Genomic DNA, 25,032 nt, shown 5'->3' on the forward strand with positions numbered 1-25,032 from the left:
GTCCAGCGTATCATGAATGACATCACCGCCGAGATGATCGAGCGAGGCCGGGGCAAGGATCCGCGCATCGTCGCCGAGCGCCGTCGCCGCAGCGCCGAGGTGCGCGCGGCGCGTGAGAAGCTCACCACCTCGGACACCGGCCATCGCGGCTGCGACGTCGGCCTCTTGCGCGCCTACGCTTCCGCCCGCATCCATTCCGCCGTGCCGGCCACGGCGCTCATCGCCATGGTGGCGGCGCTCACCCGCTATTGGATGGAGGGCGAGCTCGACGTCATCTGGACCGTGCTCGCCTTCTCCAGCCTGCTGCTGTGCTACGGCCTCGCCAAGAAGCTCGAGCGTCTTTCCGACGACGAGATCAATGTCGTCGGCTGGCGCAGCAAATTCGTCGCCGCGGAATTTCTGCACGGCCTCGTCTGGGCGGCGATGGCGCTGCTGCTGCTGCAGGCGAGCGACCCCAACGCCAAGGCTTTCGTCACCGCCATGCTGATGCTGGCGGCGGCCTTCAATACTATGGTGACGGCGACCATACCCTTCGCCGTCTATGCGACGATCACGCCCATGTCGCTCGCCATCGTCGTCTGCCTGCGCATAGACGGGATAGAGGATACGAGCCTCTCGCTGCTGGCGCTGGTGGGCGCGGCGCAGGTCTTCTTCGTCGTGCTGGCCAAGCGCTTTCACCATGTGACGCGCGAGAGCCTGTTCTTCCGTATCGAGAAGGACGATCTCATCGGCGAGCTCGAGCACGCCAAGGCCAATTCCGACGAGGCGCGCCGCCGCGCAGAGGAGGCCAATCTCGCCAAATCGCGCTTCCTCGCCACAATGAGCCATGAGCTGCGCACGCCGCTCAACGCCATTCTCGGCTTCTCGGAAGTGCTGAAGAACGAGCTTTTCGGCGTCCACGCCGTGGCGGCCTATAAGGATTACTCGCAGGACATTCACTCGAGCGGCCAGCATCTCCTGATGCTCATCAATGAGATTCTCGATCTCTCGCGCGTCGAGGCGGGCCGCTACGAGCTGAAGGAAGAGAGCGTGTCGCTCGCCGGCGTCGTCGAGGATTGCCGCCATCTGCTGACCATTCGCGCGCAAAAGCGCGGCATAGAGATGATCGAGGCCAAGGAGCCCGATCTCCCGCGCATTTGGGCGGATGAGCGCGCGGTGCGGCAGATCGTGCTGAACCTCCTGACTAACGCCATCAAATTCACGCCGCAGGGCGGCCAGGTGACGCTCAAGATCGGCTGGACCAGCGCCGGCGGGCAATATGTGGCGATTCGCGACACGGGTCCGGGCATTCCAGAGGAGGAGATCGCCGTCGTCATGTCCTCCTTCGGCCGCGGCACGCTGGCCCAGAAGAATGCGGAGGAAGGCACCGGCCTCGGCCTGCCCATCGTCAAGGGCCTCGTCGATCTGCACGGCGGTCTGTTCAAGCTGAAGTCGAGAGTGCGCGAAGGCACGGAAGCGATCGTCGTCTTCCCGCCGGAGCGCGTGATGAACGCGCTGCCGAAATTCGACGACGACGCCCCGCAATTCGCCAGCCTCGAGCGGCGGAGGAATGCGGCGGCGTGAGGACGCCAGACGCGATTTGAGCTAAAATTGCCTCCCAAAGCTAGAGAAGGCAGGCGATATGACGGATATCGCGCGTGACATCCATGGCGTTCGCACGCTGCTCTGCTGCGCAGAGGGCGCAAAGCTCGAGACGGAGCGCGACGCCAATGCTTTCGTGAGCGCGGCCTGGGAACATCAGGCGAATTTGATGGCCATACCGGTCGCCCGTCTAACGGAAGACTTCTTTCGCCTCGAAACGCGCATCGCGGGCGAAACGATTCAGAAATTCGTCAACTACAGTCTTCGGTTGGCGATCGTCGGGGATATATCCGCTCATACGGATCGAAGCCGATCGACGCGCGATTTCGTCTATGAAGCGAATCTTGGGCGATCCATATGGTTCGTCGACGATATCCAAGCGCTGACTCGCAAGCTCTCGGCGCTGCGTTCCTGACGCTTCCGCCGGCGGCGAACCATATAGAGGCATTGTGTTGACGTCAGACTCCGCCCTCGTCCTCTTCTCCGGCGGGCAGGACTCCGCCACCTGCCTCGCTTTCGCGCTCTCACGCTTCGCGCGCGTCGAGACCGTCGGCTTCGACTATGGCCAGCGTCATCGCGTCGAGCTCGAGCAACGCGGCGTGCTGCGGGAGGGGATGAAGCGCATCTCGCCGCTGTGGGCGGAGCGGCTCGGCGAGGACCACACCATCTCCATAGAAGCGCTCGGCGCCATCTCCGACACGGCGCTGACGCGCGAGGCCGAGATCGCCTTCGACGCCTCTGGTCTCCCCAATACTTTCGTGCCGGGGCGGAACATCCTCTTCCTCACCTTCGCGGCGGCGCTCGCCTATCGGCGCGGGATCGGCAGTCTCGTCGGCGGCATGTGCGAGACGGATTTTTCCGGCTATCCCGATTGCCGCGACGCGACGATCCGCGCGGTGGAGACAGCGCTGACTTTGGGCATGGACCGGAAGCTCGCAATCCTCACGCCGCTGATGTGGATCGACAAGGCCGCGACCTGGAAGCTCGCCGAGGAGCTGGGCGGCGAGCCGCTGGTGCGGCTCATCGTCGAGGAGAGCCACACCTGCTATCTCGGCGAACGCGGCAAGCGTTACGACTGGGGCCATGGCTGCGGCGAATGTCCCGCCTGCCGCCTGCGCGCCGCCGGCTGGGAGAAATATCGCGCGGCTCAGCCTTCCGGCGCGCCGAGCTGACGAAACATCACCAAGGCGTCGACCAAGCCCAGCGTCGGATGCTGGAAGGCGCGCGGCTGCCGGCCGACGATCTCGAAATCGAAAGAGCGCCATAGGCGGATGGCGCGGATGTTCGTCTCGACGACGAAGTTGAACTGCATGCCGCGAAAGCCGCGCTCGCGCGCATGATCCAGCGAATGCGCGCACATTGCGCGGGCGACGCCGCGACCGGCCGCTTCGGCGCTGGTCATATAGCCGCAATTGCAGATATGGGCTCCGCCGCCGGCCTGATTGGCGCGCAGGTAATAGGAGCCGATGATCCTCCCCTCGTCGTCTTCCGCGACGAAGGTCTCGCGATCCGCGCCCAGCCAATAGGCGAGGGCGTCGGCCTCGCTCATGTCGCGATCGAGCGCATAGGTCTCGCCGGCGCGGATGGTCGGGCCGATGACGCGCCAGATCGCCGGCGCGTCGCTGTTTCGAGCGGGGCGAATGCGCATGGGTCGTCCTCGATCGAGCGGCTCAGGCCGTTCGAGCCGCGATATCGACGAAGCTCTTGCCCTCGCGATCCTCGATCTCGACTAGCCATAAATCCGGATCGAAGGCGATCTCCTTGCGGGCGCGCTCCTCGGCCTCCAGCGGCGTCACCCATTCATCCGCGTGCAGACGCGCGAAAAGGCGATCGACGCCTTCCGGCAAATCCACGCTCTGCGGCGCCGGCCCGAGCAGCGCCGCGCGTCCATCCAGGCGGTCGATCTTCACGAAGATCGCGCCCGCTTCCTCGGAGCCGCGGCGGCGCAGCATGGCGACGGAGCCGGCCGTCTCGGCGCGGCGGATGAGGGCGGAGACGAAAAAGTCGGATCGGAGACGCATGAATTCTTTTCAGCCATGAGAACCCGTCCGCGCAAGCGCTTTCGACATTGCCGCCGGCGGCGGCGCTTCGATCGACGAGCGCGAGAACGGCTCGGCTTCAGCCCGTTCTTGACGCTGTCTCATCGCTCAGATACCAATTTCGCCAAGGCCGCCGCTCGCGCGTGCGGCCGGGGGATGGGGTCCCCCTTCAACCGCCGCAAAGGCTGATGACTCCTGCTGATGTCCGATGATCGACCGATCGTCGGAGAGAGCGATCTATTCGCTCGGCAGGAGTCCGTCATGAGTCCGATCGCCGCGGTTTTTCCGTTTCGTAAAGTCCGATCCGTCGAATGCGCGCGCATCGTCGCCGCGCTTTCGATCGAGCTTCGTCGCGCAGAGGCGCGCGCCCTCGGCCGGGCGGTCACGGCCAATCCAATGAGATTCGAATGACCGCGTTCACCGGCTGCGCCGCGTCGGCGCGGCCGGCGACGAAAAATCGAATCCGAAACGCCGACCGCAACGGTCGAAATGAGGAGAGTGAAATGAAAATTCGCAAATTCGGGCTCGCCGCCAGCCTCGGCCTCGCGGCGCTCATCGGGCCGACGCTCGCTCGCGCCGACGACCGGCTGGACCAGGCGATCTATCACGTCAATGAAGCGATCACCCAGGGCGGCAAGCTGCATGACGCCGGCCTGCTCTCCTATCACGCCGATCTCGCGCTCGAGAAAGCCGAGGGCCTTCAGAAGTTCAAGCCCAATCCGCACATGGCCGAGGCGATCGTCCATATAAAGGCGGCGATAGAGGAGGGGCAGGCGAATCACACCGAAGCCGCGACCAAGCAGGCGAAGGAAGCGCTCTCGCATCTCGAGGAAGCGAGCAAAGAGACCGCCCAATAAAGCTCTGCGACGCGCGAGGCCGCGATCGGCCTCGCGCGAAGCTCCCACCGGCAAAGGCTCGAGATGATCTATGTTCTCATCATGATCGGCAGCGCGATCGGCGGCGTCGCGCGCTATTGGCTCTCGGGAGTCGTCTCCCGCTGCTTCGGCGAGGCCTTTCCCTGGGGCACGCTGATCGTGAATGTCTCCGGCTGTTTCGCGATCGGCTTTTTCGCGACGCTCACGTCGCCGGGGGACGGCCGTCTCTTCGTCGATACGCAGACGCGCCAATTCGTGATGATCGGCCTATGCGGGGGCTATACGACCTTCTCCTCCTTCGGCCTGCAGACGCTCAATCTGGCGCGCGGCGGCGAGGCCTTCGCTGCGCTCGCCAATATCGGCCTGTCGTTCGGGCTCTGTCTTTTCGCCGTCTGGCTCGGACATCTCGCCGCCGCTCATCTCAACGCGCTGAAAGGAGCCTGACGATGCAATTGCCTCGAGACGCGACTCTGCTGCGCATCTTCATTGGCGAGGACGAGAAATTCGAAGGGCGACCGCTGCATGAGGCGATCGTGCGGACGGCGCGCGCGCTGCACCTCGCCGGCGCCACCGTGCTGCGCGGCCCTGTAGGATTCGGCCATAACAGCCGGCTGCGCACGACGAAGATATTGAGCCTCTCGGAAGATCTCCCCATTGTCATAGAGATCGTCGACGAAGAGGACAAGATCGACGCCTTTCTGCCGACGCTCGACTCGATGATGAGCGGCGGGCTGGTCACGCTCGAGAAAGTGCGCGTGATGCGCTATGGCGAGAAGACGTGATCACGCCAGATCGGCGAGCTGCCCCCGCGCCGCCGAGCGGATGAGGCGCTTCTCCGCCTCCCATCGCGTCGCCTCATCGACGCTCGTCAGAAATTCGATCTTGCCGCCCGCGAGCGCGGCGATCGGCAATCCGTCGCGAAACAGCAGGCGATTGCCGGTGAGCGCGGCGAGCTTGCCGCCCGGGGTCAGCACGCCGATGAGATTGAGCGGATCGGCCGCCGACAGCGACACATATTGCCCGTCGGCCGGCCGGCGGCGAATCTCGCGCAGCAGGCCGACGGCGTCCGGCAGCGCATATTGCTCGCCGGAAAAGCCGGCGACGAAACGCCCGCCGCGAATTTCGCCGCGCGCCTCGAGCCGTCGATAGACGCGCAAGAGATCGCGCCAGGGCGGCAGCCAGCCGCCTTCGCGCGCCAAAAGGCGCCAGAAGACGACGCCATAACGGCGCAGCAGCGCCTGCGCGATGTGCTCCACGCAAGCATGACGCGCTTGCGAGCCCGGCGGCGCATAGGCGCGGCGAATGAGCGACCAGCGCCCGGCGCTCTCCATGCCGAAGGAAAGCACTTTGCCGCGCCGCCGCGCGCCGTCGAAAGGCTTGCGCTTCTCGGAAGGCACGAGCAGCGCGCGCAGCCCGCCGAAACTATCCGAAGTGACGAGGCCGAGCGCGGCCAGCTCGCCCAGCGCCGTCTCCAGCTCCGAGCGCAACAGCCGCGAGGCGTCGACCAGCTCCTCGAAGAACAGCGCCCCCTCGGCGCGCAGCGTTTCGAGCGCCAATTGCGCGCGGCCGCTCAGCGCCGGCGGCTCGGTGGGGGTGGCGATAGAGGTCCAATCGCCGAGCCGTCGCCGCTCCAAAAGGGCGACCGGCGAGCTTTTGATCGGCGAGACGGCTCGGGCGCCCTTGGCGGCGGCGGGCGGCGTCAGCCGCGCCCAGGCGATGCGGCCGGAGAGGCAGAGCGAATCGAGATATCCGGTCTCGTAATCGGAGAGGCGGGCCGGGAGAATTTCCGTCTCCCACGCGCCCGCCGGCGCTTCATATCCCTCGAGCCCGGAGAGTGCGGCAGGCAGCGCCTCCGGCCCCTTCAGCCGAGCGTCCTCGGCGACATGCTGCCAATCGAAGAGGAAGCGCAGGAAGTCGCGCGCCGCCACCGGCTCGATCTCCGCGCGCAGACGCTTGATCGTGTAATGGTGGATGCGCGCCAGCAGGCGGCGGTCGCACCATTGCTCGTCATTGGCGCCGGGCAGGAAACGCCCGCGCATGATCGTGCCCTCGGCCTCCAGCGCGACGAGCGCCGTCGCGAGGCTCGCGGGCTCGAGGCCGAGCGCTGCGGCGAGCCCCGTTTGCGTGACCGGCCCCAGCCCCTCGAGCCGACCGCGCAAAATCTCGATCAGCGCCTGCTCGGCCGACCATAGCGCCGGCGACTCACTCTCGGGCGGCAAAATCTTCGGCGCCAGCCGCGCCTTGGGCCAGAGGGCGTGAAATTGCGTCAGCCGCTCGGCCGCGACCCAGAACGCCGCCTGCCCGGTCTCGAAACGCGTCGCGCGCTTTTGGCGGGCCAGCGCCTCGAGCCAGCCCGCCCAATCCGGCGCGGCGGCGACCTCCGCCTCTGTGAGGCAACCGATCCACAGCAGCGCGTCATGCAGCTCCTCCGGGTCGATGGGCTCGGGCCAGGCTTCCGACTTCACACGCTCGATCGCCTCCTCGTCCAGCCGGCCGAGATCGGAGGCGCTCTGCGGGTCCTGCCAGCGGCGCGCCATCACCGCCTGCGCGCGGCGCTCCTCGAGCGGGGCGTCGTCGAGGAAAGCGTAAGGCCGCGCCGACAGCACCTCCAGCGCCAGCGGCGAAGGTTGGGTGAGATCGCAGGCGACGACGCGCACCTCGCCAGACTCCATGCGCCGCAGCAAGCGCTCGAGCCCTTCGATGTCCATCGCCTCATGCAGACAGTCCCATATGGTCTGGTTCGTCAGCGGATGGTCGGGAACCTCGCGCTCGCCGGCGAGATTTTCGGCGCAGGCGATCTGATCGGGAAAGACGGCGGCGACGAGGTCCTCGGCCTGCATGCGCAGAAATTGCGGCGGCGTTTTCTTGCCGCCCTGGAAGCGCGGCAGAGCGAGCGAGATTCCCGCCGTCCAGCGCCAGCGCGTCATGAACATTGGCGCGGCGAGCATCGCCTGCACCAGCACGCCGCGCACGCTGTTGGAGTGGAGATATTTCGCCACCTCGGCGAGCTCGAAGCTGTGCGCCGTGGTGAGCGAGAGCAGGATATTGTCCTCTGTGGCCGCTGCCTGCAACTCGAAGTTGAACTTGCGGCAAAAACGCTTGCGCAGCGCGAGGCCGAAAGCGCGATTGATGCGCCCGCCGAAGGGCGAATGCACGACGAGCTGCATGCCGCCGGCCTCGTCGAAGAAGCGCTCCAGCACCAGAATGTCCTGCGTCGGCAGCACGCCGCCGAAAGCGCCGAGCGCCCCGGCGAGATATTCGACCAGCTGCTCCGCGGCGGGCGGCGCGACGCCGACCTCCTCCATCAGCCAGCGCTGCGCCTCGCCGCCGCTGGAGTCCCGGCGCAGACGCTCGGCGATCTCGCCGCGCAGGCGCGAGACGGAGAGGGACAGCTCGTCGGCGCGCGCCGGCGCCTCGCCGAGCCAGAAGGGAATCGTCGGCGGCTGGCCCTGCGCATCCTCGACGCGCAAGGTCCCGCGCTCGACGCGCTGCACGCGATAGGAGGCGTTGCCGAGCTGGAAAATGTCGCCGGCCATGCTCTCGACGGCGAAATCCTCATGCACCGTGCCGACGATGTGATTCTCCGGCTCCAGCAGCACTTGATAATCGGCGGTCTCGGGGATGGCGCCGCCGGAGGTGAGCGCCGTCATGCGCGCGCCGCGCCGCTCGCGCAGAATGTGATTCACCGCATCATGATGCAGCAGCGCGCCGCGCCGTCCACGCCGGGTCGCATAGCCCTCGGCGAGCATCTTCACCACATCGTCGAATTCGGCGCGCTCCAATGCGCGATAGGGCCAGGCGCGCTTGAAACGCTCATAGAGCTCGGCTTCGCCCCATTCTTTCGCCGCAACCTCGGCGACGATCTGCTGGGCGAGCACGTCGAGCGGGCGATGCGGAATTGTGAGCCGGTCCAATTCGCCACGCCGCACGCTGTCGAGCAGCGCCGCGCATTCGACGAGATCGTCGCGCGAGAGGGGAAACAGCCGCCCCTTGGGCAGGCCGCCGACGACATGGCCGGAGCGGCCCACGCGCTGCAGAAAGCTCGCAATGGAGCGCGGCGAGGCGATCTGGCAGACCAGCGTCACATCGCCGATATCGATGCCGAGCTCCAATGAGGCGGTCGCGACGAGCGCTTTCAGCTCGCCGCGCTTCAGCCTTTGCTCGGCGAGCAGGCGATGCTCCTTCGCCATGCTGCCATGATGCGAGGTGACGGCCTCCTCGCCGAGACGATCCGACAATTCCCGCGCGATGCGCTCGGCGAGGCGGCGCGTGTTCACGAAGACCAGAGTGGTGCGATGCTCGGCGATCAGCTCGGCGAGCCGGTCGTAAACTTGCGTCCAGACCTCCGCCGACATCACCGCCTCGAGCGGCGCGCCGGGAACCTCTATGGCGAGATCGCGGGCGCGGTGATGGCCGGAATCGACGATAGCGGGCTCGCGCGCCGGCGTCGCATCCGATCCCGCGCCGACCAGAAAATGCGCCACCGCGGAAATGGGGTTCTGCGTGGCGGAAAGGCCGATGCGCTGCAGTCCGTCGCCGCAGAGCGCGGCGAGCCGTTCCAGCGAGAGCGAAAGATGCGCCCCCCGCTTATTGGGCGCGACGGCGTGGATCTCGTCCACGATGATCGCGCGCGTCGTCGAGAGCGCCTTGCGGCCCGATTCGGAGCCGAGCAGCACATAGAGCGATTCGGGCGTGGTCACGAGAATATGGGGCGGGCGCTTGCGCATTCGCTCGCGCTCGGCCGAGGGCGTGTCGCCGGTGCGCACCAGCACGCGAATATCCACGTCCGGCAGCTCGGCCTGTCTCAGCTTTTCACGCACGCCGGCGAGGGGAGCCTCGAGGTTGCGGCTGACGTCATTGGACAGCGCCTTGAGCGGCGAAACATAGACGATGCGGGTTTCGTCGGGCAGCGTCCCGGCGAGGCCCTGGCGGATGAGATCGTCGATCGCCGCCAGAAAAGCCGCCAGCGTCTTGCCGGAGCCGGTGGGCGCCGCGATCAGGATATTTCGGCCGGATTTGATTTGGGGCCAAGCTTCCGCTTGCGCGGGCGTCGCATTGCGGAAATGATCGGCGAACCATGCCGTAACCGCCGGATGAAAAAGGTGCGACAGATGCATGGCCTTGAGGAGAGGAGAGAGCCCCGTGGAGAGTTCAGGCTAGCGGCGATCGGGTCGCGCGCCAACCATGAGATTTGGGAATTTCGCGGCGCCGCGACAAGCGCGCGGCGGCTTCAGCCACATTTCGGGCCGGACGGGAGGCGGCCGCTCACGGCGAGCGGACGATCCGCCATTGCGCCGAGAGGATGTTCATGCGCAGCAAATTCATCGACACGTCGTCGTTTCTCTATGCCGGCTTCGCCATTCTCGCGGCGTCCTTGTTCGCGGCCTTCGCTTTCGTCGGCAAGCAGGCGACCGACTATCGCGACGTGCGGCAGCTCATCGGCGAAAAGCGGATCCATCACAACATACTCGATCGGCTCCAAGAGGCCGAATCCGCGGAGCGCGGCTATTTGCTGACCAATGACGCGGCCTATCTCGCGCCCTTCGACGCCGCCAAGGCGCGCATAGGCGCGGATTTCGACGCTCTGCTGCGGGTGAGCGAGCCGGGCGAGGAGCGTAATACGCTGGAAGCGCAGCGGGCGCTGGCCAATGAGAAGCTCGCCGAAATGGCCAAGACCGTGGAGCTGCAGGCGGCCGGACGGCATGAGGACGCGGTGGCGATCGTGCGCGCCGGCTCCGGCAAGGCCTTCATGGAGCGGCTGCGCGTCGGCCTCGACGACAAGACCGCTCGCCAGCAGCAGCTTATCGACGCGCAATCGCGCGCCGTGGAGACGAACGGCTCGCTGCTGCGCGCAGGCGCGGCGCTCGCCATTTCCATCACCATTCTCATCGGCGCGGCGACCATCGCTCTGCTGCGCGGCCGGCTCGACGAGATCGCGTCGGCGCAATCGGAGCTGCGCGATGTCAACGCCGCGCTCTCCACCGAGGCGGCGCAGCGCGAGCAGCTCGCCGAGCAATTGCGCCAATCGCAGAAGATGGAGGCGATCGGCCAGCTCACTGGCGGCCTCGCGCATGATTTCAACAATATGCTCGCCGTCGTCATCGGCAGCGTCAATCTCGCCAAGCGGCGGCTCGCGACCGATCCGGCGGAGACGCTGCGCTATCTCGACAGCGCGCTGGAAGGCGCCGAGCATGCGGCGACGTTGACGCATCGGCTGCTCGCCTTCTCGCGCCGCCAGCCGCTCGCGCCCGAGCCGATCGACCCTAATAAAATGGTCTCGTCCATGGCCGAGATGCTGCGCCGCACGCTGGGAGAGGATGTGCGGCTCGAGGCGGTCTTCGCCGGCGGCCTATGGCGCGCCTATGCGGATACCAGCCAGCTCGAGACGACGATCCTCAATCTCGCGCTCAATGCGCGCGACGCCATGCCCCAGGGCGGCAAGCTCACCATAGAGACGAGCAACGCCTATCTCGACGAGGAATATGCCGCGCGCGAGGTGGGCATACCGCCCGGCCAATATGTGCTGATCGCCGTCACCGACACCGGAACCGGCATGAGCCGCGAGACGGTCGCACGCGCTTTCGATCCTTTCTTCACCACCAAGCCCGCCGGGCGCGGCACCGGGCTCGGCCTCAGCCAGGTCTATGGCTTCGTGCGTCAGTCGGGCGGGCATGTCCGCATCTATTCGGAGCAGGGGCTCGGCACGACGGTCAAGCTCTATCTGCCGCGCCATCATGGCCCGGCCAGCGCGACGACCACATCCGCGACGCCTGCGCGCACCGCGCCGCGCAGCGAGAAGAGTGAGACGATCCTCATCGTCGAGGACGATGTGCGCGTGCGCGATCTCACCGCCGACACGCTCGCCGAGCTCGGCTATAATGTGCTCGCCGCCGAGAGCGCCGCCGCCGCGCTGCGCCAGCTCGAGGTGAACCCGAATATTTCGCTGCTGTTCACCGATGTGGTGATGCCCGACACCAATGGCCGCAAGCTCGCCGAGGAGGCGTGGAAGCGCCGGCCCGATCTGAAGATTCTCTTCACCACCGGTTACACGCCCAACGCCGTCGTCCATAATGGCGTGCTGGACCCCGGCGTCGAGCTGATCGTGAAGCCCTATTCGATCGATCGGCTGGCGCGCAAGGTGCGCGATGTGCTGGACGGCGCGCGCGCCGCTCCCCCGGAGACAAAGACGTCGCGGCGCAAGGTCATGATCGTCGACGATGACGCCGCCGTGTGCGAGGCCATGGCGGAGCTGCTGCGCCTCGAGAATTACGACGTCGGCGTCGCCAGCGACGGGATGCGCGCGCTCGAGCTGACGCAGAGCTTCAAGCCCGACGTCGCTCTGCTCGATCTCGGCCTTCCCATCATGGACGGCTATGAGACGGCGCGTAAGCTGCGCGCCACGCCGGAAGGGCGCGACCTTCTCCTCATCGCCTCCACCGGCTCCGGCGGAGACGAGGTGCGGCGTCTCTGCGAGGATGCGGGATTCGATCTCCATCTCGTCAAGCCGATCGATCTCGACACGCTGAAGACGCTGATCGACGGCCAAAAGCCGCACCCCTCTCGTGCGACGTGAGGCGCTCCCCATATAGAGGCGCCGAAGGACCATCGCCTATGGTCAGCGCCAATGAACGCGACGCCCGAGCAGCTGAAGATGATCGTCGAATCGGCCTTCGCCGCGCGATTTCTGATCGCCGACGATCGCATTCTCTATGTCAATCGCGCGACCGAGGACATGTTCGGCTATTCGGCCGAGGAGCTCGTCGGCCGCACCGTCGATATGCTGCTGCCGGATGCGGCGCGCGCCCGCGACGCCGGCCTGCGTGAGGAGTATTACAAGGCGCCGCGCCGCATTCTGCTCGGCGTCGACAAGGATCTTCGCGCGCGCAAGAAATCGGGCGTCGAATTTCCCATTCATCTCGGCCTCGCGCCGATCCGCGAGGACGGACGCTTATACGTCGCCGTGACGGTGTTCGACATCTCGCATCACAAGGAGATCGAGCGGCAGCTCGTCGAGCGCGCCGATGAGCTTCAGCTCGCCAATGAGCGTTTGGCGCGCTTCGCCTATATCGCCTCGCATGATCTGCAGGAGCCGCTGCGCAAGATCGCCGCCTTCGCGGATATCGTCACAGCTTCGATCGCCAAGGGCGATCTCGCGGAGGCCGCGCATGCGAGCGAGGTGGCGCGCGCCTCGGCGCTGCGCGCGCGCCAGCTGGTCGACGGGCTGCTCGCCTTCTCGCGGCAGGTCTCGACGCCGCCGCGGCTGGAGACGTTGGACCTTCGCCGCGAGATCGAGGCCGTCGTCTCCGATTTCTCCGAGCTGATCCGTCAGACGCAGGCGCAAATCGCCGTAACGGTTCCGCCCGGCGTGCTGATCGAGGCCGACAAGCTGCAATTCGAGCGCTGCCTCTCGAGCCTGCTCTCCAATGCGATCAAATATCGCAAGCCCGGCCGCGCGCCGAATATTCGCTTCTTCCTTCAGCGCGAGCCGGAGCTCGCCCTTTCGGTCGCCGATGACGGAATAGGCTTCGAGCCGAAATATGCCGAGGCCATATTCGAGCCGCTGCGCCGTCTCCACAGCTTCACGCAATATCCCGGAACGGGCGTCGGCCTCGCTCTGTGCAAATCCACATGCGAGCGCCACGGCTGGCGCATAGAGGCCGATTCGCAGCTCGGCGCCGGCGCGACTTTCACCATGACCATTCCGCGCGGCGAGAAGGTTAGTCCTCTGAAAGCTTCAGCGTGAGGCATTTGGCGGCGCCGCCGGCCTTCATGAATTCCGAGAGCGGCGTGACGACGGGCGCGAAGCCCGCCTCGCGCAAGCGCTGCTGCAGCTGCGGCGATGCGTCGTTCATCGCGAGGCCGCCATCGAGATCGACGGCGTTGCAGGCAAAGCGCATCGCATCCGCTTCGTCGATCTCTATGCGCTTCTCGGGCGGAACGATCGCCTCGATCGCAGCGCGCGAGGCGGCGTCGAACGCCGGCGGATAATAGAGAAGATAGCCGCCGGCCAGCGGGCAGCAGCATGTATCGAGATGATAGAAGCGCGGATCGACGAGCCTGAGCCCGATCACGCGCCGCCCGATGATGCGCTCCAGCGCCGTCGGCGCCTCATCGGCCGAGCGCATGCCATGGCCGCACCAGACAACCTCGGCGCCGCGATCGATGAGCGCGTCGCCCGCGCCCTCGAAGGGGAGATGCTCTGGCCAAGCCGCGACGCGAAAGCCGCGCGCCTCGAAGAAGGCGCGAAACAAGGGCTCCTCCGGCCGCCGCTCCTCGGCGCGAAAGCGGCTGACGACGGCGATGTTTCCGAGCACGAAGCCGGCGTTGGCGGTGAACACCATATCCGGCAGGCCCGCCGCCGGCGTAACCAGCTCCACCTCGGCGTTCTCTGCGACGAGCGCGCGCAGATTTTGCCATTGCTCCCGCGCGAGCGTGCGCGTGGTGCGGCCGATCTGATGCTCCATCCAGGGATTGATGACATAGCGCACGTCGAAATCATCCGGCGCGCACATCAGCACGCGCTGGCGCCGCTCCTCGCGCGGCGCGCGCGCGGGCTCGAACATGGAATGCCGCTGCGTCATCTCGAGTCCTTTCGTTTCCTGGCATGAAGACGGCGCCGAGACTGCTCCGTCTCGGCGCCGCAACGATGACAGGCGGCGATCAGCTCGCCAGAGCGCGCTTGGCCGGACGCGCGCGCTCGACCAATTCGGCGAGCGTCTCCTCGAAGCGATCGAGCGCCCAATCCAAATCCTCGCGCGCAATGACGAGCGGCGGCGACAGGCGCACGACGCTGTGATGCGTCACCGTGGAGAGCACGCCCTTGTCGCACAGCATCTCGCAGACCTCGCGGCCAGTAGCGTAGCGCGGATCGATCTCGGCGCCCGCCCACAGGCCCTTGCCGCGCACGTCGCGCAGCGCGGGACTGTCCATGTTGCGCAAACGGCGCAGCATATGCTCGCCTAACGTCTGGCTGCGCTCGACGAGCTTCTCGTCGCGCATCACATGCAGCGCCTCGAGCCCCACCGCCGCGGCGAGCGTGTTGCCGCCGAAGGTCGAGCCATGCGAGCCGGGCGTGAACATATCCATCAGCGCGCGCGTGCCGACGAAAGCCGAAACCGGCAGCACGCCGCCGCCGAGCGCCTTGCCGAGCATCACGCCATCCGGCTTGATGTTCTCGTGCTGAAACGCGAACCAGGCGCCGGTGCGCCCGAGCCCCGCCTGCACCTCGTCCACAATGAGCAGCAGGCCGCGCTCGTCGCAGAGCTTACGCAGGCCGGCGAGCCAGCCGACCGGCGGAACGATGACGCCCGCCTCGCCCTGCACGGGCTCGACCATTATGGCGACGGTATCGGGACCGACCGCCGCTTCCGTCGCCGCGAGATCGCCATAGGGAACCGCGCGGAAGCCGCCGCCATAGGGACCGAAATCGTCGCGATAGGACGGCTCCGAAGAAAAGCCGACGATGGTCGTCGTGCGGCCGTGGAAATTGCCCTTGGCCACGATGATCTCGGGGTTTTTCAGCCCGCGCACGCGGCGGCCATAGCGGCGCGCCGCCTTGATCGCCGTCTCCACCGCCTCGGCGCCGGTGTTCATCGGCAGCGCGACATCGAGGCCGGTGAGATTGCACAGCTCCGTGAGGAAAGCATCGAGGCGATCGTCGTAATAAGCGCGCGACGGAACCGCGAGACGCTGCGCCTGCTCGGTGAGGACTTTCAGAATGCGCGGATGCGCATGACCGTGGCTCACCGCGGAATAGGCGCTCATCATATCGACATAGCGTCGACCGTTCACATCGAACAGAAAGGCGCCTTCGCCGCGCGAGAGCGTGACCGGAAGCGGCGCATAATTGCGAGCGCGATGCGGATTATCGACGGACTTGACGTTGGCGTTCATGAACGAATGACCTCGCTGGTTCGTTATGTGGGCGTCGCCTCGACGATTTGCATCAGTGCGGGCGATCGGCGGCTCACGGGACACGACGCCTCTGCGAGCCATTCTCTCGTGGAGCGCGTCGTTACGCCGCTCCGACGTTCGCGTTGCAAATACATCGAACACGGGGTATTTGCGAGACAAATAAAGCAGCAAAACGACGAGATGGGAAGCACAGCTATGGAATCATGTGCAGCAACCAACGATATCGCAGCGAGAGCTGAGGAGCTGCTCTTTCGTATTACTGTTCCGTCTGCGCTATTCCGCGATGGGAATTTGCAAGTGCGAACGCCGATTACCGGCGAAGTCATCGCCAGAGCAAAAACAAAAGACAGCGATGCTTTAGATTTGGCGATCAGCGAGGCCGACGCCGCCTATCGCGAATGGCGCAATATTCCGGCGCCGCGGCGTGGCGAATTGGTGCGCCTCTTCGGCGATGAATTGCGCTCGGCCAAGAATGAGCTCGCCGAGCTCATCACCATAGAAGCCGGCAAGATCGTCTCCGAAGCGCGCGGCGAAGTGCAGGAGATGATCGATATTTGCGACTATGCCGTCGGCCTGTCGCGCCAGCTCTACGGTCTCACAATAGCGACCGAGCGTCCCGGCCATCGCATGATGGAGACATGGCATCCGCTCGGCGTCGTCGGCATCATCTCCAGCTTCAATTTCCCGGTCGCCGTCTGGGCCTGGAACGCCGCCATAGCGCTCGTCTGCGGCGACGCGCTGGTGTGGAAGCCGTCCGAAAAGACGCCGCTGACCGCGCTCGCCACACATGCGCTGTTCGAGCGCGCGCTGGCGCGTTTCGGCGAGGCGCCGAAAGGACTCTCCGCTCTCGTCATCGGCGGGCGCGAGCTCGGCGAGCGGCTCGTCGACGATCGCCGCGTCGCGCTCGTCTCGGCGACCGGCTCCACCGCCATGGGCCGCGCCGTCGGGCCGCGGCTCGCGCAGCGCTTCGCGCGTTCCATTCTCGAGCTCGGCGGCAATAACGCCGCTATCGTCTGTCCGTCGGCGCCGCTCGATCTCGCTGTGCGCGCGATCGCCTTCGCGGCCATGGGCACGGCCGGCCAACGCTGCACCACGCTGCGCCGCCTCATCGTGCACGAGTCCGTCTATGACCAGCTCATCGGCCGGCTCTCGCTCGCCTACGCCTCGGCGCCGGTCGGCGATCCGCGCGAGGGCAAGACGCTCATCGGCCCGCTCATCGACGGCGATTCCTATCGCGCCATGCGACACGCGCTGGACGAGGCGGCGACGATCGGCGGCAAAATCTACGGCGGCCAACGCCTGTTCGCGCAGGAGCGGCCGGACGCGTATTACGCGCGGCCGGCGCTGGTGGAGCTGGCCGAGCCGGCGCCGGTCTCGCGCCGCGAGACTTTCGCGCCTATTCTCTATGCGATGAAATATCGCGATCTCGGCGAGGCGCTGCATATGCAGAACGATGTGAGCCATGGCTTGGCGTCATCGATCTTCACGACCGATCTGCGCGAGGCGGAGCGTTTCCTCTCGGCGGAAGGCTCCGATTGCGGCATCGCCAATGTGAATATCGGCCCTTCCGGCGCCGAGATCGGCGGCGCATTCGGCGGCGAGAAGGAGACCGGCGGCGGCCGCGAGGCCGGCTCCGATTCTTGGAAGGCCTATATGCGCCGCGCCACCAACACGATCAATTATTCGAGCGCTCTGCCGCTCGCGCAAGGCGTCGTCTTCGACGTGTGATCCTTAGGCCGATCGATCTCGAGGAGTCCGACATGACCGAGACCCATGTTTCCGCCGATACGATCCGCTCGATCTTCTCTGCGGCGATGACGCAAATGTATCGCGACGAGGTGCCGCGCTATCAGGAGATGACGCGCATCGTCGGCGAGATCGATGGCGAAGCGCTGGCGCGCGATCCTGCGCTGGAGGCGCGGCTGCGCCGCTCCGGCGCTTTCGATCTCATCGGCGTCGAGCGCCATGGCGCCATTCGCGTCGGACGGCCGGAGGAGCTCGCGGGGCTGCGGCGGCTCTTCGCCGTCATGGGCATGTATCCGGTCGGCTATTACGATCTCACGCCCGCCGGCGTGCCGGTGCATTCGACCTGCTTCCGGCCTGTCGAAGCGGCGTCGATCAGGCGTTGCCCTTTCCGCATCTTCACCTCGCTGCTGCGTCCGGAACTCATAGAGGGCGAGGACCTGCGTCGCGAGGCGCAGGAGATTCTCGCGCGTCGGCGCATCTTCACGCCGCGCTGCCTGCATCTCATCGAGATCTTCGAGGCCAATGGCGGGCTCGGCGAGGCGCTGGCGATCGAGTTCGTGCATGAGGCGCTGCACACCTTCCGCTGGCGCGGCGAGGCCACCGTCACCGCCGGCGTCTACGAGGCCTATCGCAAGGCGCATCCGCTCGTCGCCGATGTCGTCTGCTTCCACGGCCCGCATATCAATCATCTGACGCTGCCGACGCTCGACATAGACGCCGCGCAACAGGCGCTCGCCGAGCGCGGGCTCGATCCGAAATCCATCGTCGAAGGCCCGCCGCAACGGCAGTTCCCGATATTGCTGCGCCAGACGAGCTTCAAGGCCATCGCCGAGCCTGTGCGCTTTGCGGGACGCGATGAGGCGCGCGGCGAGCATCGCGCGCGCTTCGGCGAGATCGAGCAGCGCGGCGCCGCGCTCACCGCAAAGGGCCGCGCGCTCTATGACAGATTGCTCGCCGAGACGCTCGCCGCCAATCCGCCGCGCGATGGCGCGACGAGCGATTACAGAGCCGAGCTGGAGCGCCGCTTCGCCGCCTTCCCGGACGACGCCGCGACATTGCGTGCGCAGGGACTCGCCTTCTTCCGCTATGCGCCGGGTGAGAATCGGGGCGCCCGAGGCGATGTCGAGACGTTGCTGCGCGACGGCGCGCTCATCGCGGAGCCGATCACCTATGAAGATTTTCTGCCGGTGAGCGCGGCGGGAATCTTCCAGTCCAATCTCGGAGAGGGCGGACGCCGCGAGCTATCGGCCTCGGCCAATCGCGAAGCGTTCGAGCATGCGCTCGGAACGAAGGTCGCCGATGAGATGGCGATTTATGCGCATGAGGAGAAAAGCTCGCTGGAGCGCGCGCTCGCCGCGCTCGGGCAGCGATCACCAATGGCCGAGAATGCAGGCCGATAGCGGATAGCCCATGGCGAGGCCGAGCGTCACGCCGCCGAGCACATCGCTGGGATAGTGATGCGCGGTGGCGATGCGCGACCACGCCATGGAGAGCGCGAGCGCAGCGGCGGAAGCGGCGGCCGAAGGCCAGGCGAGAACGATCGGCGCCAGCACGCCGCTGAGCGTCATCATATGGCCGCTCGGAAAGGAATGTTCGTCGAGTATCTTCAGAAGCGACGTCAGCCGCGGATCGACGTGAAACGGACGCTTGCGTCCGATGCGCTTCTTGATGATCGGAAACAGCGTGTGCAAAAGCGCGGCGTTGAGTCCGCCGAGCGCGATCACCGGCCAGGCGTCGCGCCCGACGAGCCAGAAGATCGCCGCGGCGAGGATCGGATAGATCCAGCCATTGCCGAGCTTGCTGATCGTGATCGCGAGCATTCGGCCCAGCGTGAATTGCGTGGAGCGCGCGACGAAATGCACGCCGGCGAGATCGGCGCGCAGCAGGCGCTCGCGCCAGAGGAGCAGCGTCTCGGCGAGAACGAGACGTTCGAGTGAGAGGCGGCGGTTCGAAGCGAGCAGCATGGCGAGAAAGCTAGGCGCCGCGTGCTGCCGTTTCGTGACACATGAACGACGTTTCGATTGCAGCGCGCGCCGCGAACGTCACATCATTGTCAATCCGCACGCGAGCCTGCATGCGCAGAAGGAGATAGATCACGAGCTTCAGCGCAGGGCCGCGCGCGATGTTTTTTTCGCCGCCCGCGAAGCTCGCGCCTATCCGGCAATTTTTCCCGAAGGTCCGCGAGCCCTATTTGGGCGTCGCAGGCGCGGGGTCGAAGAGAAAATAGCGCCCGCCCAGCGCGCCCTCATAAGGCCGGCCGTCGCCGTGGCGTCGCAATTCGAAACGGACCACCGTGTTCGGAACCAGGACGCGCAGCGTCGTCGGCGAGCTAGCCTCGATGGCCACCTGCAGCGGCTCGTCCGCTCGATCGATATCCGTCAGCCAGACGAGGCTTTCCATTTCGACCCTTCCCGTGACCCGCTCGCCATCCCGAGCCGCCGGGCGGCGGCCGCTGCTACGGCTTCGATTGAGGCGACGCCAGTTTGGCGACATCACGGCGCGACTGCGGCGTGAGCAGGACGTCTCACCCGAGGGGTCGTGAGGAAGGCTCGGCGCTCATGCCGATTCTTCCCGTGTCAGATTACCGACAAATCATACAGACAGAGGCGCGGCCGAAAACCTATATCTCGCCGGCCCCGCTCTCCGCTTTTTCGCGCCGATAACGTTGCGACGACGTCGAGGACGATGGCCGACAAACAAAGACATGGCTCGAGAGATCGCGAGCCGATGCTTCACGAGGCGACATCTCCATTCCGCTCTGCGATCCGCCGGGCGATGGCTGTTGCAGGAGGACTCGTCGATGAGGAAACTACTGAATTCGGTATCGCTGCTCGCCGTGCTGACGGTGGCGCCGATCGGCGTCGCTTCGGCCAACGACAAGCTCGACCAGCTCTCCAAGAGCGAAGACAACTGGGTGATGCCCGGTAAGAACTATCATTCGGACAATTACAGCACGCTGACGCAGATCAACACGAGCAACGTCAAGGATCTGAAGGTCGCCTGGACCTTCTCGACCGGCCTGCTCAACGGCCACGAGGGCGCGCCGCTCGTCGTCGACGGCAAGATGTATATTCACACGTCTTTCCCGAACAACACTTTCGCGCTCGATCTGGACGATCCGACCCGCATCCTCTGGCAGGACAAGCCGAAGCAGAATGCGGCCGCCCGCGCGGTGGCCTGCTGCGATCTCGTCAACCGCGGTCTGGCCTATTGGCCGGGCGACTCCAAGACCCCGCCGCTCATCCTGAAGACGCTGCTCGATGGTCATATCGAGGCGCTCAACGCCAAGACCGGCGAGCTCCTGTGGAAGATGGAGAATTCCGACTATAAGGTCGGCTCCACGCTCACCATCGCTCCCTATGTCGTGAAGGACAAGGTTCTCGTCGGCTCCTCCGGCGCCGAGCTCGGCGTGCGCGGCTATGTGACGGCCTATGACGTCCACACGGGCGAGCAGTCCTGGCGCGCTTACGCGACCGGTCCGGACGAGGACGTGCTGCTGGGCAAGGACTTCAACAGCAAGAACCCCCATTACGGCCAGAAGGGCCTCGGCACTTCGACCTGGGAAGGCGACGCCTGGAAGATCGGCGGCGGCACCAATTGGGGCTGGTACGCTTATGATCCGGGCACGAATCTCTTCTACTACGGCTCGGGCAATCCGGCGCCGTGGAACGAGACGATGCGTCCGGGCGATAATAAATGGACGATGACCATCTTCGGCCGCGACATCGACACGGGCGAAGCGAAGTTCGGCTATCAGAAGACCCCGCATGACGAGTGGGACTTCGCCGGCGTGAACTTCATGCTGCTCACCGAGCAGAAGGACAAGGAAGGCAAGGAGCGCAAGCTCCTGACGCATCCGGACCGCAACGGCATCGTCTACACGCTCGACCGCACCAATGGCGATCTCATCTCCGCGGATAAGATCGACGACACGGTCAATGTCTTCAAGACGGTCGATCTGAAGAGCGGCCTGCCGGTTCGCGATCCGGAGTATGGCACGCGCATGGACCATCTCGGCAAGGATATTTGTCCTTCCGCCATGGGCTATCACAATCAGGGCCATGATTCCTACGATCCGACCAAGCAGCTGTTCTTCCTCGGCGTGAACCACATCTGCATGGATTGGGAGCCCTTCATGCTTCCCTATCGCGCGGGTCAGTTCTTCGTCGGCGCGACGCTGAACATGTATCCCGGCCCGAAGGGCGATCGTCAGAAGGGCGAAGGCCTCGGCCAGATCAAGGCCTACAACTCGATCACCGGCCAGTTCAAATGGGAGAAGTTCGAGCGCTTCGCGGTTTGGGGCGGCACCACGGCGACGGCCGGCAACATTGTGTTCTACGGAACGCTGGACGGCTTCATCAAGGCCCGCAACAGCGATAATGGCGAGCTGCTCTGGAAGTTCAAGCTTCCCTCCGGCGTGCTCGGCTATCCGATCGTCTACAACCACAAGGGCACCGAATACGTCGCCATTCTCTACGGCGTCGGCGGTTGGCCGGGAGTGGGCCTCGTGTTCGATCTGCAGGACCCGACCGCCGGCCTCGGCGCGGTGGGCGCGTTCAAGCAGCTCGCCAATTACACGCAGATGGGCGGCGGCGTGATGGTCTTCTCGCTGAACGGCAAGGGTCCTTACGACGACGTGAACCTCGGCGAATATAAGGCCCATTGATCCATCGGCAGTCGTCGGCCGCGTCCTCCCCTGTTCGCGACCGACACAGCGCGCCGCCCGGATGCATGAAGCGCGTCCGGGCGGCATCGCCACACATGCAAACTGATCGGATCGCTCCCATGTCGCGTATCACCTCTCCGCGTCTCGTCGCCTCCGGACTCGCTCTGGCGCTGCTGACCGGCGTCGCCGGCGCTCTCGCGCAAGAGACGAAGCCTTCGGCCGCCGCTTCTGCGAGCAAGGCCGACACATTGCGCATCTGCGCTTCGGAAGCGCAGTCGCCGCTCTCCCTCAAGGACGAATCCGGCCTCGAGAACCGCATCGCCGTCGCGCTCGCCGAGGCGATGGGCCGCAAGGCGGAATTCGTCTGGTCGTCGAAGCCGGCGATTTATCTCGTGAGGGATTATCTCGACAAGAATCAGTGCGACGTCGTCATCGGACTGGACACGGGCGATCCGCGCGTCGCGACGAGCAAGCCCTATTTCCGCACCGGCTATGTGTTCGTGACCAAGGCCGAGAAGAATCTCGATCTCAAATCCTGGTCCGATCCGCGCATCAAAACCTTCAAGCACATCGCCGTGCCATTCGGCTCTCCGGCCGAGGTGATGCTGAAGGAGATCGGCGAATATGAGAACGACATGGCCTATCTCTATTCGCTGGTGAATTTTCGTTCGCCGCGCAATCAATATACGCAGATCGACCCTGCGCGCATGATCGGCGAGGTGGCGAGCGGCAACGCCGAGCTGGCGTCCGCCTTTGCGCCCGATGTGGCGCGTTTCGTCAAATCCTCGCCGACGCCTCTGCGCATGACGCTGATCGACGACGATTCCAAGCGCAGCGACGGACAGAAGATCGGGCAGCACTATGACCAATCGGTCGGCGTGCGCCTTTCGGACAAGGAACTGCTCGCGCAAGTGAATGCGGGCCTCGATCGCGCCAAGCCGAAGATCGACCAAATCCTCACGGCGGAAGGCGTTCCGCTTCTGCCTATCGTCAATCCGGTCGCAGCGCACTGACGCTTGGCGAATATCGAAGAGACCGACAAAAATGAAATCGAGCAAGAAAAAGGCCTGTGTCCTGATCGGCGGCGCCTTCGCCAGCCTGATCGCCCTCTCGGCGATCGCGCAGAATGCGGGCATCACCTTTCGCAACACGATCACCGGCGAAGTGCTGAACTTCGACGACGCGCTTCCCGAGGGCAAGGATACGCCCGGCGTGAAGAAATTCATGCAGACGGGCGTCAATCCTTACAATGAGGATGTGAGCTGTCTGAAGCAGGGAGAGCAGCTCTTTCTCTCCGCCTGCTCTGGTTGCCACGGCCATTTGGGCGAAGGCAAGATCGGCCCCGGCCTCAACGACTCCTATTGGACCTATCCGCAGAACGCGACCGACGAAGGATTTTTCTCGACGATCTTCGGCGGCGCTCAGGCGTCCATGGGGCCGCAATACGCCAATCTTCAGCTCGACGAAATGCTGAAGGTCATGGCCTGGGTCCGCCATCTCTATAAAGATCCCGTTGCCGGAGCGACCTGGCTGACGCCGGAGCAGCGCGCGAAATACAAGCCCTATCCCGGACACGAGACATTCCCCGACGATCCGCCCGGTCAGTGCAAGACCTCGGGAAAATGAAAGACGTCGGGAAAATGAAAGTCGCGCACGCGTGAGCGGCGCGGCGGCCGCGGCGAGAGCCGCGCATAAATTGGAGGAAGGCACGATGGGAGTTTTGAAGATTGCGGCGGCCGTCGGCGTTGCGTTCGTCATGAACGCGGCTGCTATCGGCGCGGCCTCGGCCTATGACGGCACCAAATGCAAGGCCCCCGGCGATTGCTGGGAGCCCAAGCCCGGCTTTCCGGATAAGGTCGCCGGCTCCAAATACGATCCCAAGCACGATCCGAAGGAGCTCGCCAAGAACCAGTCCGCCGTAGCGGCCATGGAAGAGCGCAACAAGAAGCGCGCCGAGCACTTCAAGAAGACGGGCGCGTTCGTCTACGACGTGACCAAAATTCCGTAAGCGCACGCGCGAGAATGCCGTCCCCGCGCCCCCGGGGACGGTCGTCATGCGGCCACGATCCGGGTCCGGCGTTATTCGACAACAACGCGTCGGACCCCTTCCCGGGATCGTGGCCGCAACGTCCTCTCTTCCGACGAGATTGTTGGACCTGTTCAGCGTGACAGACACCGCCGAAACCGACGCCGTCTTGGCCGATTGGCGCGCCAAGGCGCAGGAATTCGAGACGCGCGTCGCGCGCGTCGTCCTCGGCCAGAATCGCGTCATCCGCTTGGTGACCATCGCCATTTTCGCACGCGGCCATGTGCTGCTGGAAGGCGATGTAGGCGTCGGCAAGACGACGCTTTTGCGCGCGGTCGCGCGCGTGCTCGGCGGCGCCTTCTCGCGCATAGAGGGCACGGTCGATCTCATGCCGAGCGACCTCCTCTATCACACCTATCTCGCCGACGACGGCCGCCCGCGCGTCGAGCCCGGCCCGGTGCTGCGGCATGCGGAAGACCTCTCCATCTTCTTCTTCAACGAGATCAATCGCGCGCGTCCGCAGGTGCATTCGCTGCTGCTGCGGCTGATGGCGGAGCGCAGCGTCACGGCCTTCGATCGCGACTATTTCTTTCCCGCGCTGCAAGTGTTCGCCGATCGCAATCTCGTCGAGCGGGAGGAGACATTCGAGCTGCCCGCCGCGGCGCGCGACCGCTTTCTCATGGAGATATCCATGAAGACGCCGAGCGACGCGGCCGCGCGGCGCGCGCTGATCTTCGATCCTCGCTTTCACGACGTCGATCGCCTGCTCGATGAAATCGGCGAGCCCGTCTTCGATTATCGCGCGCTCGCCTCTGTCGCCGAGCTCATCCAGAACCGCGTCCACGCCAGCGAGACGCTAGAAGCCTATGTCGCCAAGCTCTGGGATGCGCTGCTCGATCCCTACGCCGCGGGCGTCGTTCTGCCGGATGTCGAGATGCGCGGCCTGGTGCGCGGCGGCGCGAGCCCGCGTGGCGTCGCCTTTCTCGTGCGCGCGGCGCGCGTGCGCGCCTGGCTCGAAGGACGCGACGCGCTGACGCCGGAGGATATTCGCGAAATCTTCCTCGAGACGATGGCGCATCGCATCTTCGTCGATCCGATCTATGCGATGCGCGGCGACGATATCGTCCGCGATCTGTGCCGCGCCGCTTTCGCGACGGTCCCGGCGCCTTGAGACGCGAGGCGTGA

22 protein-coding genes and 1 riboswitch are annotated in these 25,032 nt (G+C 65.5%); of the genes, 15 read left to right on the plus strand and 7 right to left on the minus strand.

The genetic code is table 11. From position 1 onward, the window contains the following. Positions 1–12 precede the first annotated feature (12 nt). From EDE12_RS04450 to queC, 3 genes are read left to right on the plus strand one after another with little or no spacing between them, the layout of a single operon-like run. Positions 13–1,563 (plus strand): ATP-binding protein, encoded by a 1,551-nt coding sequence (locus tag EDE12_RS04450; protein ID WP_024881339.1) that lies wholly within the window; start codon positions 13–15, stop codon positions 1,561–1,563. A gap of 58 nt (positions 1,564–1,621) precedes the next feature. Beyond that, positions 1,622–1,996, plus strand: coding sequence for a DUF4180 domain-containing protein (locus EDE12_RS04455; protein ID WP_024881338.1), 375 nt, complete (start codon positions 1,622–1,624; stop codon positions 1,994–1,996). A 37-nt stretch (positions 1,997–2,033) separates the two neighbouring features. Next, positions 2,034–2,753, plus strand: coding sequence for a 7-cyano-7-deazaguanine synthase QueC (queC, locus tag EDE12_RS04460; protein ID WP_026599554.1), 720 nt, complete (start codon positions 2,034–2,036; stop codon positions 2,751–2,753). Here queC and EDE12_RS04465 read toward each other — a convergent pair. Both EDE12_RS04465 and EDE12_RS04470 read right to left on the minus strand, forming a co-directional pair. Continuing rightward, positions 2,729–3,229: a GNAT family N-acetyltransferase gene (locus EDE12_RS04465; RefSeq protein WP_024881336.1), complete on the minus strand. Its 501-nt coding sequence runs from the start codon at positions 3,227–3,229 to the stop codon at positions 2,729–2,731. The genes queC and EDE12_RS04465 overlap by 25 nt on opposite strands. Positions 3,230–3,251: 22 nt before the next feature. Further along, complete coding sequence (locus EDE12_RS04470) at positions 3,252–3,602, minus strand: DUF1491 family protein (RefSeq protein WP_024881335.1); 351 nt, start codon at positions 3,600–3,602, stop codon at positions 3,252–3,254. Positions 3,603–3,763: 161 nt separating this feature from the next. Further along, positions 3,764–3,825, plus strand: a riboswitch (Fluoride riboswitch). 298 nt (positions 3,826–4,123) lie between these two features. Between EDE12_RS04470 and smbP the strand changes: the two genes are divergently transcribed. From smbP to EDE12_RS04485, 3 genes are all read left to right on the plus strand, one after another. Next, positions 4,124–4,477, plus strand: a complete 354-nt coding sequence (smbP, locus tag EDE12_RS04475) for a small metal-binding protein SmbP (RefSeq protein ID WP_024881333.1) — start codon at positions 4,124–4,126, stop codon at positions 4,475–4,477. A 63-nt stretch (positions 4,478–4,540) separates the two neighbouring features. Continuing rightward, complete coding sequence (gene crcB, locus EDE12_RS04480; RefSeq protein WP_024881332.1) at positions 4,541–4,939, plus strand: fluoride efflux transporter CrcB; 399 nt, start codon at positions 4,541–4,543, stop codon at positions 4,937–4,939. 2 nt (positions 4,940–4,941) lie between these two features. Further along, positions 4,942–5,277, plus strand: coding sequence for a DUF190 domain-containing protein (locus tag EDE12_RS04485; RefSeq protein ID WP_024881331.1), 336 nt, complete (start codon positions 4,942–4,944; stop codon positions 5,275–5,277). Here the strand turns inward: EDE12_RS04485 and EDE12_RS04490 are convergent, their stop codons facing one another. Next, complete coding sequence (locus EDE12_RS04490) at positions 5,278–9,612, minus strand: DEAD/DEAH box helicase (RefSeq protein ID WP_036291223.1); 4,335 nt, start codon at positions 9,610–9,612, stop codon at positions 5,278–5,280. It lies immediately after the preceding gene. A gap of 191 nt (positions 9,613–9,803) precedes the next feature. On the opposite strand from EDE12_RS04490, the gene EDE12_RS04495 reads away from it, so the two are divergent. After that, a complete protein-coding gene (locus EDE12_RS04495; protein WP_024881329.1) occupies positions 9,804–12,068 on the plus strand; it encodes a response regulator in 2,265 nt (754 codons plus the stop codon). A gap of 51 nt (positions 12,069–12,119) precedes the next feature. Further along, positions 12,120–13,238, plus strand: coding sequence for an ATP-binding protein (locus EDE12_RS04500; protein WP_026599552.1), 1,119 nt, complete (start codon positions 12,120–12,122; stop codon positions 13,236–13,238). Here EDE12_RS04500 and EDE12_RS04505 read toward each other — a convergent pair. Then, on the minus strand, positions 13,213–14,076 hold the full coding sequence (locus tag EDE12_RS04505; protein ID WP_024881327.1) for an arginine deiminase-related protein: 864 nt from the start codon (positions 14,074–14,076) through the stop codon (positions 13,213–13,215). The two genes, EDE12_RS04500 and EDE12_RS04505, sit on opposite strands and share 26 nt — an antisense overlap. Positions 14,077–14,155: 79 nt before the next feature. Next, positions 14,156–15,388, minus strand: a complete 1,233-nt coding sequence (gene rocD, locus EDE12_RS04510; RefSeq protein WP_026599551.1) for an ornithine--oxo-acid transaminase — start codon at positions 15,386–15,388, stop codon at positions 14,156–14,158. Between the two features lie 216 nt (positions 15,389–15,604). On the opposite strand from rocD, the gene EDE12_RS04515 reads away from it, so the two are divergent. Beyond that, entirely contained in the window at positions 15,605–17,137 is a 1,533-nt protein-coding gene (locus EDE12_RS04515) for an aldehyde dehydrogenase family protein (RefSeq protein ID WP_051592574.1), read from the plus strand. A gap of 32 nt (positions 17,138–17,169) precedes the next feature. Then, positions 17,170–18,555 carry a VOC family protein gene (locus EDE12_RS04520; protein WP_036291898.1) on the plus strand — a complete coding sequence of 462 codons (1,386 nt, stop codon included), beginning with the start codon at positions 17,170–17,172 and terminating at the stop codon, positions 18,553–18,555. Here EDE12_RS04520 and EDE12_RS04525 read toward each other — a convergent pair. Both EDE12_RS04525 and EDE12_RS04530 read right to left on the minus strand, forming a co-directional pair. Continuing rightward, a complete protein-coding gene (locus EDE12_RS04525; protein ID WP_026599549.1) occupies positions 18,526–19,119 on the minus strand; it encodes a phosphatase PAP2 family protein in 594 nt (197 codons plus the stop codon). The genes EDE12_RS04520 and EDE12_RS04525 overlap by 30 nt on opposite strands. A 223-nt stretch (positions 19,120–19,342) precedes the next feature. Next, complete coding sequence (locus tag EDE12_RS04530) at positions 19,343–19,555, minus strand: hypothetical protein (protein ID WP_024881322.1); 213 nt, start codon at positions 19,553–19,555, stop codon at positions 19,343–19,345. A gap of 400 nt (positions 19,556–19,955) precedes the next feature. Between EDE12_RS04530 and EDE12_RS04535 the strand changes: the two genes are divergently transcribed. The 5 genes from EDE12_RS04535 to EDE12_RS04555 all read left to right on the plus strand — a co-directional run bounded on the left by EDE12_RS04535 (position 19,956) and on the right by EDE12_RS04555 (position 25,018). Then, the gene (locus EDE12_RS04535) at positions 19,956–21,821 is read left to right on the plus strand and encodes a methanol/ethanol family PQQ-dependent dehydrogenase (RefSeq protein WP_026599548.1); all 1,866 of its coding nucleotides are present in this window, start codon (positions 19,956–19,958) and stop codon (positions 21,819–21,821) included. Positions 21,822–21,940: 119 nt separating this feature from the next. Continuing rightward, the gene (gene moxJ / locus EDE12_RS04540) at positions 21,941–22,834 is read left to right on the plus strand and encodes a methanol oxidation system protein MoxJ (RefSeq protein ID WP_026599547.1); all 894 of its coding nucleotides are present in this window, start codon (positions 21,941–21,943) and stop codon (positions 22,832–22,834) included. A gap of 31 nt (positions 22,835–22,865) precedes the next feature. Then, positions 22,866–23,447: a cytochrome c(L), periplasmic gene (moxG, locus tag EDE12_RS04545; protein WP_024881319.1), complete on the plus strand. Its 582-nt coding sequence runs from the start codon at positions 22,866–22,868 to the stop codon at positions 23,445–23,447. 130 nt (positions 23,448–23,577) lie between these two features. Continuing rightward, positions 23,578–23,829 carry a methanol dehydrogenase [cytochrome c] subunit gene (locus EDE12_RS04550; protein WP_245267448.1) on the plus strand — a complete coding sequence of 84 codons (252 nt, stop codon included), beginning with the start codon at positions 23,578–23,580 and terminating at the stop codon, positions 23,827–23,829. 157 nt (positions 23,830–23,986) lie between these two features. Continuing rightward, the gene (locus EDE12_RS04555; protein WP_026599546.1) at positions 23,987–25,018 is read left to right on the plus strand and encodes a MoxR family ATPase; all 1,032 of its coding nucleotides are present in this window, start codon (positions 23,987–23,989) and stop codon (positions 25,016–25,018) included. The last annotated feature ends 14 nt before the right edge of the window (positions 25,019–25,032 follow it).

Source organism: Methylosinus sp. sav-2 (assembly GCF_004366495.1).
Classification (GTDB): domain Bacteria; phylum Pseudomonadota; class Alphaproteobacteria; order Rhizobiales; family Beijerinckiaceae; genus Methylosinus.

What these genes read in the sequence shown, in the direction of transcription:
- EDE12_RS04450 (WP_024881339.1), top strand. Translation starts at nt 13, where the DNA reads ATGAATGACATCACCGCCGAGATGATCGAGCGAGGCCGGGGCAAGGAT.
- EDE12_RS04455 (WP_024881338.1), top strand. Translation starts at nt 1,622, where the DNA reads ATGACGGATATCGCGCGTGACATCCATGGCGTTCGCACGCTGCTCTGC.
- EDE12_RS04465 (WP_024881336.1), bottom strand. Translation starts at nt 3,229, where the DNA reads ATGCGCATTCGCCCCGCTCGAAACAGCGACGCGCCGGCGATCTGGCGC.
- EDE12_RS04470 (WP_024881335.1), bottom strand. Translation starts at nt 3,602, where the DNA reads ATGCGTCTCCGATCCGACTTTTTCGTCTCCGCCCTCATCCGCCGCGCC.
- smbP (WP_024881333.1), top strand. Translation starts at nt 4,124, where the DNA reads ATGAAAATTCGCAAATTCGGGCTCGCCGCCAGCCTCGGCCTCGCGGCG.
- crcB (WP_024881332.1), top strand. Translation starts at nt 4,541, where the DNA reads ATGATCTATGTTCTCATCATGATCGGCAGCGCGATCGGCGGCGTCGCG.
- EDE12_RS04485 (WP_024881331.1), top strand. Translation starts at nt 4,942, where the DNA reads ATGCAATTGCCTCGAGACGCGACTCTGCTGCGCATCTTCATTGGCGAG.
- EDE12_RS04490 (WP_036291223.1), bottom strand. Translation starts at nt 9,612, where the DNA reads ATGCATCTGTCGCACCTTTTTCATCCGGCGGTTACGGCATGGTTCGCC.
- EDE12_RS04495 (WP_024881329.1), top strand. Translation starts at nt 9,804, where the DNA reads ATGCGCAGCAAATTCATCGACACGTCGTCGTTTCTCTATGCCGGCTTC.
- EDE12_RS04500 (WP_026599552.1), top strand. Translation starts at nt 12,120, where the DNA reads ATGAACGCGACGCCCGAGCAGCTGAAGATGATCGTCGAATCGGCCTTC.
- EDE12_RS04505 (WP_024881327.1), bottom strand. Translation starts at nt 14,076, where the DNA reads ATGACGCAGCGGCATTCCATGTTCGAGCCCGCGCGCGCGCCGCGCGAG.
- rocD (WP_026599551.1), bottom strand. Translation starts at nt 15,388, where the DNA reads ATGAACGCCAACGTCAAGTCCGTCGATAATCCGCATCGCGCTCGCAAT.
- EDE12_RS04515 (WP_051592574.1), top strand. Translation starts at nt 15,605, where the DNA reads ATGGAATCATGTGCAGCAACCAACGATATCGCAGCGAGAGCTGAGGAG.
- EDE12_RS04520 (WP_036291898.1), top strand. Translation starts at nt 17,170, where the DNA reads ATGACCGAGACCCATGTTTCCGCCGATACGATCCGCTCGATCTTCTCT.
- EDE12_RS04525 (WP_026599549.1), bottom strand. Translation starts at nt 19,119, where the DNA reads ATGCTGCTCGCTTCGAACCGCCGCCTCTCACTCGAACGTCTCGTTCTC.
- EDE12_RS04530 (WP_024881322.1), bottom strand. Translation starts at nt 19,555, where the DNA reads ATGGAAAGCCTCGTCTGGCTGACGGATATCGATCGAGCGGACGAGCCG.
- EDE12_RS04535 (WP_026599548.1), top strand. Translation starts at nt 19,956, where the DNA reads ATGAGGAAACTACTGAATTCGGTATCGCTGCTCGCCGTGCTGACGGTG.
- moxJ (WP_026599547.1), top strand. Translation starts at nt 21,941, where the DNA reads ATGTCGCGTATCACCTCTCCGCGTCTCGTCGCCTCCGGACTCGCTCTG.
- moxG (WP_024881319.1), top strand. Translation starts at nt 22,866, where the DNA reads ATGAAATCGAGCAAGAAAAAGGCCTGTGTCCTGATCGGCGGCGCCTTC.
- EDE12_RS04550 (WP_245267448.1), top strand. Translation starts at nt 23,578, where the DNA reads ATGAACGCGGCTGCTATCGGCGCGGCCTCGGCCTATGACGGCACCAAA.